The organism is Providencia sp., assembly GCF_040396775.1.
Classification (GTDB): domain Bacteria; phylum Pseudomonadota; class Gammaproteobacteria; order Enterobacterales; family Enterobacteriaceae; genus Providencia.
In genome coordinates, this window is sequence record NZ_JBEBNT010000002.1 from 366,369 (window position 1) to 379,405 (window position 13,037).

14 protein-coding genes are annotated in these 13,037 nt (G+C 44.7%); all 14 read left to right on the plus strand.

What is annotated here, in order from left to right; genetic code table 11:
• Positions 1-131 precede the first annotated feature (131 nt).
• Positions 132-623 (plus strand): ferredoxin-type protein NapF, encoded by a 492-nt coding sequence (gene napF, locus ABWP91_RS04160; RefSeq protein WP_353242169.1) that lies wholly within the window; start codon positions 132-134, stop codon positions 621-623.
• Positions 613-891: a chaperone NapD gene (napD, locus tag ABWP91_RS04165; protein ID WP_273803969.1), complete on the plus strand. Its 279-nt coding sequence runs from the start codon at positions 613-615 to the stop codon at positions 889-891. Before napF ends, napD begins: the two co-directional genes overlap by 11 nt.
• Positions 872-3,358, plus strand: coding sequence for a nitrate reductase catalytic subunit NapA (napA, locus tag ABWP91_RS04170; protein WP_353242170.1), 2,487 nt, complete (start codon positions 872-874; stop codon positions 3,356-3,358). Before napD ends, napA begins: the two co-directional genes overlap by 20 nt.
• A 6-nt stretch (positions 3,359-3,364) precedes the next feature.
• Positions 3,365-4,075 (plus strand): ferredoxin-type protein NapG, encoded by a 711-nt coding sequence (gene napG, locus ABWP91_RS04175; RefSeq protein ID WP_219246330.1) that lies wholly within the window; start codon positions 3,365-3,367, stop codon positions 4,073-4,075.
• Entirely contained in the window at positions 4,062-4,925 is an 864-nt protein-coding gene (napH, locus tag ABWP91_RS04180) for a quinol dehydrogenase ferredoxin subunit NapH (RefSeq protein WP_273803968.1), read from the plus strand. The genes napG and napH overlap by 14 nt, the downstream gene beginning before the upstream one ends.
• On the plus strand, positions 4,922-5,371 hold the full coding sequence (napB, locus tag ABWP91_RS04185) for a nitrate reductase cytochrome c-type subunit (RefSeq protein ID WP_353242171.1): 450 nt from the start codon (positions 4,922-4,924) through the stop codon (positions 5,369-5,371). The genes napH and napB overlap by 4 nt, the downstream gene beginning before the upstream one ends.
• A 9-nt stretch (positions 5,372-5,380) precedes the next feature.
• Positions 5,381-6,019 (plus strand): cytochrome c-type protein NapC, encoded by a 639-nt coding sequence (napC, locus tag ABWP91_RS04190; RefSeq protein ID WP_353242172.1) that lies wholly within the window; start codon positions 5,381-5,383, stop codon positions 6,017-6,019.
• Between the two features lie 197 nt (positions 6,020-6,216).
• Positions 6,217-6,957, plus strand: a complete 741-nt coding sequence (locus ABWP91_RS04195) for a heme ABC transporter permease (RefSeq protein WP_353242173.1) — start codon at positions 6,217-6,219, stop codon at positions 6,955-6,957.
• Positions 6,954-7,166 (plus strand): heme exporter protein CcmD, encoded by a 213-nt coding sequence (gene ccmD, locus ABWP91_RS04200; protein ID WP_353242174.1) that lies wholly within the window; start codon positions 6,954-6,956, stop codon positions 7,164-7,166. Before ABWP91_RS04195 ends, ccmD begins: the two co-directional genes overlap by 4 nt.
• On the plus strand, positions 7,163-7,648 hold the full coding sequence (gene ccmE, locus ABWP91_RS04205; protein ID WP_219246341.1) for a cytochrome c maturation protein CcmE: 486 nt from the start codon (positions 7,163-7,165) through the stop codon (positions 7,646-7,648). The genes ccmD and ccmE overlap by 4 nt, the downstream gene beginning before the upstream one ends.
• Positions 7,645-9,576, plus strand: coding sequence for a heme lyase CcmF/NrfE family subunit (locus tag ABWP91_RS04210; RefSeq protein WP_353242175.1), 1,932 nt, complete (start codon positions 7,645-7,647; stop codon positions 9,574-9,576). The genes ccmE and ABWP91_RS04210 overlap by 4 nt, the downstream gene beginning before the upstream one ends.
• Positions 9,573-10,130, plus strand: a complete 558-nt coding sequence (locus tag ABWP91_RS04215) for a DsbE family thiol:disulfide interchange protein (protein WP_219246344.1) — start codon at positions 9,573-9,575, stop codon at positions 10,128-10,130. The genes ABWP91_RS04210 and ABWP91_RS04215 overlap by 4 nt, the downstream gene beginning before the upstream one ends.
• Positions 10,127-11,197, plus strand: coding sequence for a cytochrome c-type biogenesis protein CcmH (locus ABWP91_RS04220; RefSeq protein ID WP_353242176.1), 1,071 nt, complete (start codon positions 10,127-10,129; stop codon positions 11,195-11,197). Before ABWP91_RS04215 ends, ABWP91_RS04220 begins: the two co-directional genes overlap by 4 nt.
• 602 nt (positions 11,198-11,799) lie before the next feature.
• Positions 11,800-13,020, plus strand: coding sequence for a PfkB family carbohydrate kinase (locus ABWP91_RS04225; protein ID WP_353242177.1), 1,221 nt, complete (start codon positions 11,800-11,802; stop codon positions 13,018-13,020).
• Positions 13,021-13,037 lie beyond the last annotated feature (17 nt).

Below are 13,037 nucleotides of genomic sequence, written 5' to 3' on the forward strand. Positions count from 1 at the left end.
CCTTTTACCCACTAGGTAGTATGTATTTTTCTAACCTCTATCGTTAATATTTCTCATAAATAATACACATATAAAAACTGCGGTTTATCAGTACTTTTTACGATTTTGTTGGCAATGTAAAGGAAATAAACATGGTTGATCTCACCCGTCGGGGAGTATTAACTGGTGCGTGGCGTAATGCCGCTCCAGTGGTTCGACCGCCATGGAGTGGTAGTGAAGCGCACTTTATTGAAAAGTGTACCCGCTGCAATGCTTGTGTGGAAAGTTGTGAAACAACCATTTTGCAAGCTGGCGCAGGCGGATACCCTGTTGTCGATTTTAAACGTGGCGAATGCACCTTTTGCTACGCGTGTGCGACCGCCTGTCCTGAACCTATTTTCCTGCCACAACAAGCCCAACCTTGGGATATCACCGTTTCTATCGGTCAGAACTGCCTTGCGTTTAAATCTATTGAATGCCGCCGTTGCCAAGACAGTTGTGAACCTGAAGTTATCTCTTTTCGCCCGTCACTGGCAGGTATTTACCAGCCAAAAATAGAAACACAAGGCTGTACAGGCTGTGGTGCCTGTGTTGCAGGTTGCCCTGTATCAGCCATTACCGTGGAGCATGAACATGCACAGTAAATACCAAGTGTGCAGTTTGATTGTACAAATAAAAAGCGAACGAATGTCTGCTGTGACCGAAAAAATAAATCAGTTTCCGAACTGTGAAGTGGCGATTAGCGCCCCTGAAAATGGAAAACTGATTGTCGTTGTTGAAGGGCAAGGCAGTAAAACGTTGTTAGATACTATTGATTTAGTACGCGATTTAGAAGGCGTGCTAGATGTTTCGCTGGTGTACCACCAGCAGGATGAGCAAGGTGAGGAAGATTATGAAACTCAGTCGTCGTAGCTTTATGAAAGCCAATGCGATAGCGGCCGCTGCTGCGGCGGCAGGTATTGGCACACCCAGTATTGCGAAAGCGGTCGTTGGTCAACAAGAAAGTATTAAGTGGGACAAAGCCCCTTGCCGTTTCTGCGGTACAGGTTGTGGTGTCCTTGTTGGCACACAAAATGGCCGTATTGTTGCGAGCCAAGGTGACCCTGAAGCCCCTGTAAACCGTGGCCTAAACTGCATCAAAGGCTATTTCTTACCAAAAATCATGTACGGAAAAGACCGTTTAACGCAGCCAATGTTGCGCATGAAAGACGGTGAGTATGACAAAAATGGCGAATTCACACCGATTACGTGGGAACAAGCATTTGATGTCATGGAAGAAAAAGTTAAAACTACATTAAAGGAAAAAGGCCCAGAAGGGATCGGCATGTTCGGTTCAGGCCAATGGACAGTTTGGGAAGGCTATGCCTCGTCTAAACTGTTTAAAGGTGGTTTTCGTTCTAACAACTTAGACCCGAATGCGCGCCACTGTATGGCGTCAGCGGTAGTTGGTTTTATGCGTACTTTTGGTATGGATGAACCGATGGGTTGTTATGATGATATTGAGCACGCAGATGCTTTCGTTCTGTGGGGCTCAAACATGGCCGAAATGCACCCGATTTTATGGTCGCGCATTACTAACCGTCGTTTATCTAACCCAGACGTACGTGTTGCGGTGCTGTCTACGTTTAAACACCGTAGCTTTGAACTTGCGGATAACGGCATTGTATTTACACCACAGTCTGACTTGGTGATCCTGAACTATATTGCGAACTATATTATTGAAAATAATGCAGTTAATCAGGACTTCCTTGACAAACACGTTAACTTACGCCGTGGTGCAACAGACATCGGTTATGGTTTACGTCCAACTCACCCATTAGAAAAAAGCGCGAAAAACGCAGGTTCTGATGCCTCTGAACCAATGACATGGGATGAATATAAAGCCTTCGTTGCGGAATATACCTTAGACAAAACCGCAGAAATGACGGGTGTACCAAAAGACCAGTTAGTTGAATTAGCCGAGCTGTATGCGAACCCGAAAACCAAAGTAGTTTCTTACTGGACGATGGGCTTTAACCAGCACACGCGTGGTGTTTGGGCAAATAACCTTGCGTACAACCTACACTTATTGACCGGTAAAATCTCTCAGCCGGGCTGTGGTCCGTTCTCCTTAACGGGGCAGCCATCAGCCTGCGGTACCGCGCGTGAAGTGGGAACTTTCTCACACCGTTTACCAGCAGACATGGTAGTGACTAACGAAAAACACCGTGAAAAAGTGGAAGGCGTTTGGGGATTACCTGCGGGCACCATCCCAGAAAAAGTGGGTTTACATGCCGTTGCACAAGACCGTGCCTTAAAAGACGGGAAGCTGAATTTTTACTGGGTTATGTGTAATAACAACATGCAAGCGGGCCCAAATATCAACGAAGAGCGTATGCCAGGGTGGCGCGATCCGCGTAACTTTATCGTGGTATCTGACCCATACCCAACGGTCAGTGCATTGGCTGCTGACTTAATCTTACCTACCGCAATGTGGGTAGAGAAAGAAGGGGCTTATGGTAACGCAGAGCGTCGTACCCAATTCTGGCGTCAACAAGTTCAAGCGCCGGGTGAAGCTAAATCTGACTTAATGCAGATGGTATTATTCTCTAAACGCTTTAAAACTGACGAAGTGTGGCCAGAAGAGTTACTGGCGAAAAAACCAGAACTGCGCGGTAAAACGTTGTACGACGTCTTATTTGCAAATGAAGCTGTGAGTAAATTCCCTATCAGCGAATTAGCAGATGACCAGCTAAACGATGAGTCACGTGAGTTAGGCTTCTACTTACAAAAAGGCTTATTTGAAGAGTACGCAGGTTTTGGTCGTGGACATGGCCATGACCTAGCGGACTTTGATGCTTACCACAAAGCTCGCGGTATCCGTTGGCCTGTAGTGGATGGCAAAGAAACCCAATGGCGTTATAGCGAAGGGAATGACCCTTACGTTAAAGCGGGTGAAGGTTACCAATTCTACGGTAAACCAGACGGCAAAGCGGTGATTTTTGCTCTGCCATTTGAGCCAGCCGCGGAATCACCAGATAAAGAATATGACCTGTGGTTATCAACAGGGCGCGTTCTTGAACATTGGCATACCGGCAGTATGACCCGCCGTGTGCCTGAATTACACCGAGCTTTCCCTGAATCGTTAGTGTTTATGCACCCACTCGATGCGAAAGACCGTGGATTGCGTCGTGGTGATAAAGTCAAAGTGGTTTCTCGCCGTGGTGATGTGACAACTATCGTTGAAACTCGCGGCCGTAATAGACCACCAAAAGGCTTGGTGTACATGGCGTTCTTCGATGCAGCGCAATTAGTGAATAACTTAACACTGGATGCGACTGACCCACTTTCGAAAGAAACGGACTACAAAAAATGTGCCGTTAAACTGGAAAAGGTGTAATTGCTCATGCCCCAGAAAACTAATCCTAACAAGGTTAAGTCCCAGAACAGTCGCCGTCGCTTTTTGCGTGATGTAGGTCGCGCAGCAGGTGGGTTAGTGGCTGTTGGTGTGGTACTGGGGCTTCAGCAACAAACCTCCCGAGCGAGCGGTGTGAGACTTCGCCCGCCGGGTGCGCTGAATGAAACGGCATTTGCCAGTGCCTGTGTGCGTTGTGGCCAATGCGTTCAAGCCTGCCCTTATGACATGTTGAAATTAGCCACATTGGCATCAGGTCTGGCAGCGGGAACACCGTATTTTATCGCCCGTGAAAATCCATGTGAAATGTGTGAAGACATTCCCTGCGCGAAAGTGTGCCCAAGTGGTGCGCTGGATAAAGACATTGAGTCTATCAATGATGCGCGTATGGGCTTGGCTGTGTTACTTGACCAAGAAAACTGTCTGAATTTCCAAGGGTTGCGTTGCGATGTGTGTTACCGCGTTTGTCCGCTTATTGACGAAGCTATCACATTGGAACTTGAGCAAAACCATCGAACAGGTAAACACGCGCGTTTCTTACCAACCGTAAACAGCAATTACTGCACGGGTTGCGGTAAATGCGAGCAAGCTTGTGTGTTGGAAGAAGCGGCTATCAAAGTGTTGCCAAGAGACTTGGCGAAAGGTGAATTAGGCCATCATTACCGTTTTGGTTGGCTGGAGGGAAACAATGGCAAATCGTAAACGCGACGCCGGACGTGAAGCCCAGGCAAAAAAAGGGTGGTGGCAGAGCCACAAATGGTTGGTATTAAGGCGTGTCAGCCAATTATTGGTGCTTGCGATGTTTTTGAGTGGTCCATGGTTTGGTGTGTGGATCTTACACGGAAACTATAGCAGCAGCTTATTGTTAGACACAGTGCCATTGACCGACCCACTGATTACGTTAGAGAGCTTAGCAAGTGGTTACTTACCGGGGATCTCTGCGCTGATCGGTGCCGCCATCGTGTTCGGTGTATATGCGCTATTAGGTAAACGCATTTTTTGCAGTTGGGTTTGCCCTGTTAATCCGATAACTGACGCCGCGGCATGGCTGCGTCGTAAGTTTGACTTGAACCAATCCGCCACGATTCCACGCTACATTCGTTATGTGTTGCTGGTGGTGATTTTAGTGGGGTCAGCGGTGACAGGCACTTTACTGTGGGAATGGCTAAACCCAGTTTCATTAATGGGGCGCAGCTTAATTTTCGGTTTTGGAAGTGGCGCATTGGTTTTAGTTGCGCTGTTTTTATTCGATTTATTGGTAGTGGAACATGGATGGTGCGGCCACCTTTGCCCATTAGGCGCACTGTATGGTGTCGCGGGTTGCAAGGGCGCACTGGTCGTCACAGCGGTCAATAAAAAAGACTGTAGCCGCTGTATGGATTGTTTCCACGTTTGTCCGGAGCCGCAAGTGTTGCGTGCGCCGGTCCTAGATAAACAGGCCCCAGCACTGATTTCTGATAAAGACTGCATCACTTGTGGTCGTTGTATCGACGTCTGTTCTGAGGATGTTTTTAAAATAACACTACGATGGAGCTCGGGAGCTAAATCATGAAAAATTCAGTCCTGAAAAAGACGCTAAGCCGCGCAATCGCAGGTATGCTCTTTGTTGTCAGTGGTCTAGTTTGGGCTGCTAACGGTGTCGATTTGAGTCAGTCACCTGAAGTGTCTGGTACGACAGAGGGAAGTATTCATATTCCTAAAGAACAAGAAAGAATGGCACTAAACTATGTGAACCAGCCGCCGATGATCCCACATAGTGTGGATGGTTACCAAATTACCACCAACACAAACCGTTGTTTACAGTGCCACGGCGTTGAAAACTACCGTACGACAGGTGCGCCGCGTGTTAGCCCAACACACTTTATGGATGCAACGGGGAAAGTGTTGGGTGAAGTCGCACCAAACCGTTATTTCTGTTTACAGTGCCATGTACCGCAATCCGATACGCCGGCTATCATTGATAACACATTTACCCCATCCAAAGGCTTTGGGAAATAAGGGGGAATTATGGCGAATAATAACGAAAAACCAACAACGGGCGACAAGCCGAAGAAAAAAGGCTTGTTTGGACTTATTGGACGTATATGGCAGTGGTGGCGTAGACCAAGCCGTTTAGCATTAGGTACATTATTGCTAATTGGCTTTGTCAGTGGCGTGATTTTCTGGGGTGGATTCAACACGGGTATGGAGATGGCAAATACAGAAGAGTTTTGTATTAGCTGTCACGAAATGCGTGAAAATGTCTATGAAGAATATATGGATACGATTCACTATACTAACCGTAGTGGTGTTCGCGCAACTTGCCCTGATTGCCACGTTCCTCACGAATTTGGCCCGAAAATGGTGCGTAAAATTCAAGCCAGTAAAGAGTTATACGGGAAAATTTTTGGCATTATCGATACACCGCAAAAATTTGAAGATCACCGTTTAGCGATGGCACAAAGTGAGTGGCGGCGCATGAAAAATAATGACTCGCAGGAGTGCCGTAACTGCCACAACTTTGAGTATATGGATTTCACTGCCCAAAAAGGGGTGGCTGCCAAAATGCATGACCAAGCCATTACGGATGGTAAAACCTGTATAGACTGCCATAAAGGGATTGCACATAAGCTGCCTGATATGCGTGAAGTTGAGCCAGGCTTTTAATCTGGAGTCATCGTTTTATGATGAGTTATCTCAATGAATTATAAGTGATGATCACGAAATAGGCTGATTATGCGTAAGAGTATAATCAGCCTAAGTTATATTTGTGTTAAATCAATATCTTTGCTTTTTTAATGTGTATTGTATGATGCTGTCACTCAGCATTTACTAACAATATAATAAATCAGGGTAATTAAACTATGTGGAAAAAGCTTCATCAACTTGCCATCCCCGTTAACCTTTACCGGTTATGTGGGCGTCTAGTACCGTGGTTTATTATATTAAGTGTGATTTGTTTAGCGGTAGGGTGGGTCTGGGGTTTTGGTTTTGCACCAACCGATAAAGTACAAAGCGAGAGCTACCGTATCATGTACATCCATGTTCCTGCTGCGATGTGGTCAATGGGGATTTATGCCACGATGGCTATCACGGCCTTTATTGGTCTGGTGTGGCAGATGAAAGTGTCTGAACTGGCGATTGCGGCGATGGCACCAGTTGGTGCGGTTTTTACTTTCATTGCATTAGTCACTGGCGCGACTTGGGGTAAGCCGATGTGGGGTGCTTGGTGGGTGTGGGATGCGCGCTTAACCTCTGAATTAATTCTATTTTTTCTGTATGTGGGCGTTATTGCGTTATGGCATGCTTTTGATGATCGCCGTACCGCAGGCAAAGCCGCTGCCATTTTAGTATTAATTGGCGTGATTAACTTACCTATCATTCATTACTCTGTTGAATGGTGGCAAACGCTGCATCAGCCGTCAACACGGATGCAGGAAAGTATCAACCCAGCGATGCGCACACCGCTACGGTTAGCTATTCTTGGGTATTTATTCTTATTTATCTCTTTAACACTCATTCGCTTACGTAATCAGTTATTGGTCCTCGAACGTAACCGCCCTTGGGTGCTCGATATTGTGAAAAAAGGAGGGCGCCCTCAATGATCAGCGCATTTGCATCTTGGAGCGATTTCTTTGCGATGGGAGGCTATGGGTTTTATGTCTGGTTGGCGGTAGCGCTGACCTTAATTCCTATTTTGCTACTCTGTATACATACCGTTATCCAACGAAAAATGATCATTAATGCCATTATTCAACAGCAAGCTCGCGAACAAAGACAAAAAGCCGCAAGAGCGCGTAGGGAGGGGATGTGAATATTCGTCGTCGTAACCGACTTTGGTTAATTTGTTCCATCATTATTGGTGTTGGCTTAACGCTAGCACTGATCCTCTACGCACTGCGCTCAAGTATTGACCTCTTTTATACACCCGGTGAAATCATTTATGGTAAACGTGAAACTCAGCAGATGCCTGAGGTTGGGCAGCGTTTACGCGTGGGTGGCATGGTAATGCCGGGCAGTGTTGTGCGCGATGCTGATCCAAAATCATTAAAAATCACCTTCACAGTTTATGATGCAGAAGCCGAAATTGATGTTAGTTATGAAGGTATCTTGCCAGACTTATTTAAAGAAGGGCAAGGTGTCGTCGTGCAAGGCGAATTACAAGAAAATAACCATGTTTTAGCGAAAGAAGTGTTGGCAAAACATGATGAAAACTACACGCCACCAGAAGTGGAAAAAGCGATGCAAGAAAACCACCGGAGACCTGCCGCAGCCTATAAGGAAAATGCGTCATGATCCCAGAAATTGGTAGCATTTTACTGTGCCTAGCGCTAGGCCTTGCCGTTTTGCTGTCCATCTACCCATTATGGGGAGTGGCACGCAACGATACGCGCTTGATGGCCTCATCGCGCCCGTTGGCGTGGTTACTGTTTCTTTGTGTGACGGGGGCGTTTCTTGTTCTCGTCAATGCGTTTGTCGTGAATGATTTCTCCGTCACTTATGTGGCGAACAACTCAAATACTCAACTGCCGATTTGGTACCGCGTTGCCGCAACGTGGGGTGCTCACGAGGGGTCCCTGTTGTTATGGGTCTTGTTGATGAGTGGCTGGACATTCGCGGTCGCGCTGTTTAGCTATCGCATGCCGCTGGATATCGTTGCTCGTGTACTTGCCGTAATGGGGATGGTGAGCGTCGGTTTCTTGTTGTTTATCATTTTTACCTCAAACCCATTTTCACGCACATTGCCGTCGTTCCCAATTGAAGGGCGCGACTTGAATCCATTGTTACAAGACCCTGGCCTGATTTTCCACCCGCCTTTACTGTATATGGGGTACGTGGGCTTCTCAGTGGCATTTGCCTTTGCGATCGCGGCCTTGCTCAGTGGGCGATTAGACAGCTCCTTTACCCGTTTTGCTCGTCCTTGGACGATGGCCGCGTGGTTCTTTTTAACGCTCGGGATCATGTTAGGCTCTGCATGGGCATATTATGAGCTTGGCTGGGGTGGTTGGTGGTTCTGGGACCCAGTAGAAAACGCCTCCTTTATGCCATGGCTGGTGGGAACGGCGTTAATCCACTCCTTATCAGTGACAGAACAACGGGCGACGTTTAAAGCATGGTCATTGCTCTTGTCGATATTTGCCTTCTCATTATGTTTACTCGGCACATTCTTGGTGCGATCGGGCGTGTTGGTTTCTGTTCATGCATTCGCTTCTGACCCATCCCGCGGGTTGTTTATCTTAGCATTTATGGTGCTAGTGATCGGTGGCTCGCTGCTGGTGTTTGCGCTACGAGGCCATAAAGTCCGTTCACGGGTTAACAATGCGCTGTGGTCACGTGAGTCAATGTTATTGGGTAATAACGTGATTTTAACCGCGGCGATGTTAGTCGTGCTGCTTGGCACATTACTACCGTTAGTGCATAAACAAATCGGGTTAGGCACCATTTCTATCGGTGAGCCATTCTTTAACACCATGTTCATTGCATTGATGGTGCCATTTGCCTTGTTATTAGGGATTGGGCCATTGGTTCGTTGGGGGCGTGACCGTCCTGCGGCGATTAAAAAAATGCTGATTATTGCAACGGTGATGACGCTGATTCTGTCATTTGCATTACCTATGCTGATGGAAGACCGCGTTGAAGCATTAACCGTAGTCGGTTTGATGATGGCGATATGGATTGCCATTTTAGCGTTCGCTGAAATGAAAGTACGCATCAGCAAAAAAATCAAACTTACCCCAAGTTACTGGGGCATGGTATGTGCTCACTTGGGCTTAGCGGTCACCATTGTGGGGATTGCCTTTAGCCAAAACTACAGTATTGAGCGCGATGTGAAAATGAAACCCGGGGATAACATTGCTATTCACGGTTACAACTTCACGTTTAATGGTGTGCGTGAAGCCGATGGTCCGAACTACCAAGGGGTTATCGGCAGTATTTCCGTCACTAAAAATGACAAAGTGGTTAGCATCTTAATGCCTGAAAAACGTTTTTACAGCGTGAGCCGTGCCGTTATGACTGAAGCGGCAATTGATGGTGGTATTACCCGCGATTTATACGCTGCCCTCGGTGAGGAAGTCGATAAAAACACGTGGACCATGCGTTTGTATTATAAGCCTTTTGTTCGCTGGATTTGGTCTGGTGGTGTGTTAATGGCAATCGGTGCGCTGTTCTGCCTGTTTGACCCACGTTATCGTCGTCGTAAATTACAAGGGGAAACAGCATGAACCGCAAAGTCTTTTTAATCCCTTTTATCATCTTCGCAGGGATAGCTGCGGTATTGCTGTGGCAGTTGATGCGTAATGCAGAGGGCGATGACCCACGTTTATTGGAATCGGCATTGATTGGCAAGCCAGTGCCAGTTTTTCGCTTAGAATCGTTAGAAAACCCCGGAAAGCATTATGAGTCGGAGGTGTTAACGCAAGGCCAGCCTATCTTATTGAATGTTTGGGCAACATGGTGCGTCACTTGCCGTGCAGAGCACCAGTACCTTAACACGTTATCTGCACAAGGTGTGCGTGTGGTTGGCTTAAATTACAAAGACAAACGCGATAAAGCGGTTGTGTGGTTGCGTCAGCTGGGTAACCCTTACGCATTAAGTTTATTTGATGGTGAAGGCATGTTAGCGCTTGATCTCGGGGTTTATGGTGCGCCAGAGACCTTCCTTATTGATGGTAATGGTATTATCCGTTACCGCCATGCAGGTGCCATGGATGAACGTGTCTGGGAAAAAGAATTTAAGCCCCTTTGGGAGCGCTATAATCAGGAGGCGAACCAATGAGGTATTTACTCGGTTTATTGATGTTGGCTCTCAGTGCAACAATCACGTATGCCTCTACGGAAGTATTTACGTTTGATAACGAACAGCAAGAGCAGCAATTTCGTAAATTAACGGAAGAGTTGCGTTGCCCTAAATGCCAAAATAACAGTATTGCCGATTCTAACTCGATGATTGCACTGGATTTACGCCAAAAGGTGTATGAGTTGATGAAAGAAGGTAAAAACCGTGATGAAATCGTCGATTATATGGTGGCGCGTTATGGTTACTTTGTCACTTATAACCCACCATTAACGCCATTAACCATGATGTTATGGGGGCTGCCATTTGCTGCGATTATCATTGGTGGTTGGATTATTTTTGCTCGTTCGAAAAAACGCGTGCGTATCAAGCAGGTGGAAAACGGGGAAGAAGACGAAATCCCTGAAGCTTCACGGGCGAGTTATTGGGTGTATTTGCCGGGTGCATTGATTGCGCTGGGCGTTGCGGCAGGGGCGTATTACCAAGTGGGTAGCTATGAAAAGGTTGCGGATTGGAATAATGCTTATCAACAAGCACCAGCTTTGCTGGATAGAGCCTTAGACCCGTCTGAGCCGCCGCTAAATAATGCAGAAATGGAGCATTTAGCATTAGGCTTGCGTACGCGCTTACAAGAAGACCCGCAAAATGTAGAAGCATGGGTAATGTTAGGGCGCATTGGTATGGTGCTGGGTAATGCCACCATGGCAACTGATGCTTATGGCCGTGCGTATCGCCTTTCACCGAAAGATGAAAATGTGGTGATTGGTTATGCGGAAGTTTTAACGCGTTCTTCTGATCCTGAAGATAACCGCCAAGGTGCAGAGCTACTGAAAAAGCTGATTGCAGAAGACCGCACGAATGTAAAAGCGTTAAGTATTTTTGCTTTCAATGCTTTTGAGCAAGAGCGTTACGCAGAGGCGATTTCAGCATGGCAAATGATGTTAAAACTGCTGCCTGAAAATGACCAGCGCCGAGTGATTATCGAGCGTAGTGTAGAGCAAGCACTGATGATGGTGCATGAAAAGAAAGGCATGCCTGCCGATAAGTAACATCAGTTTGGTCAATATGATTTAAACGGGGGCGTAAGTCCCCGTTTTTGTTTTATAGTTTCAAGTCACGCTAGTGCTGTTAGCGAATAACTTTCTGCCTAAACGGCGTAGAACATCACAATTCCACTTAACTTACCTCTGTAGTGTTCCTCAACTTTAGTCAGTTCCTGCTTTTGGTTTTTGTGAATTTATTGAATTGTGAATATCATCACAAATAGACATTCCTTCGTTATTTATAGGTTACAACGATGGATAAGAGTATTTGTTGTGATAAAACCCAATTGATGGTGCATGATGATTTGATAATTTAGTTTTAAAATAGCAAATAAACTGTTTATTTTAAAATTAAATAACTAAAGAAATGAGAGTTTATATTTTCTTATATTTACTCTAGTCAGTTAAAAATCAATTAAATTAATTAATCAGTTCTAATATTATATTGATAATAATAGTTCATTTAGCTTTGGTTGTTCTTTTTTGGTTTTTTTTGTTTTTATTTTTATGCTTTTTGCTTTTTTTTGCTTTTGAATAGGAAGGTATGAGTATAGTCACATTAACGCAACAAGGTATAAATTAGAGTAAATGCCATGAGGTAAAATGGCATGAAAGCAGAACGACATAAGAAAATAATTAGTATTTTAAAAAATACAGGCTCAGCAAAAGTTTCTGTTTTATCGAAAGAACTTAATGTCACGAAAGAAACCATTAGGGCAGATTTAAATTCTTTAGCAAAAAAAGGAATTATTAGCCGTTGCCATGGTGGCGCATATATCGAATTTGAAACCCTAGACAAAGTTGCTAAAAAGGAAATTATTCAATTTCTTGAGTGCAATGAAAGTTTTAATGAAAGAACAGATAAGGATGATGCCGTGTTAGGTAAAGTATGTGTATTAGGTTCATTTAACGTTGATATGATTAGTTATTTACCTCGTCTTCCTGAAGCGGGTGAATCATTATTGTCGAATAAATTTATTTTTTCACCAGGTGGAAAAGGTTGCAACCAAGCATTAGCAGCAAGTTACTCTGATTCACCTGTGCATTTTATTACTAAGATAGGGACTGACCAATTTAGTGAATATGCAATAAATTTTATTTCTTCATCAAAAATAAAAACATCAACAATATACCAAACAGAAAAATATCAAACAGGAACTGCATCAATATTTGTCTCTGAAAACAGTGGGGAAAATATTATTTCGATATATCCAGGTTCAAATATGGATATCACTGCGGATGAAGTTAAAATTCAGAAAGATAAAATTGTAAATTCAAATATTATTCTTCTTCAATTAGAAACAAATGTTGAAGCATTAAGAGAAATAATTGAAATTGGTAATGAGTATAACATTCCGATTATCTTAAACCCTGCCCCTTACAATAACATCGTGAATGAGTTAATTGGAAAAGTCGATATTTTGACACCGAATGAAACAGAAGCAAGCTTGCTCTCTGACATCAATGTTGTGGACATCGAAACTGCTAAAAAGGCAGCTGAAATTATCTATAACAAAGGCGTGAAAAAGGTTGTCATTACACTCGGAAATAAAGGCTCTATTGCATTTGATGGTAATAAGTTCATTTATTCTCCGGCTTACACTGCCGTTGTTAAAAATACGGCGGGTGCAGGTGATGCATTTAATGGTGCTCTTGCAGCTTCATTAGCGAAAGGAAAACAATTTTCTTATGCCTTACGTTATGCATCCGCGTTTTCATCCCTTGCTGTTGAAACAAGCAACGCTTCAGAAATGCCTGAAGATATTAATGTTATGCATCGTATTAATCAAACAACCTACTCACAGGTTGTGACTCAATCCCCTGAATAAATTAATATTCTGAAACG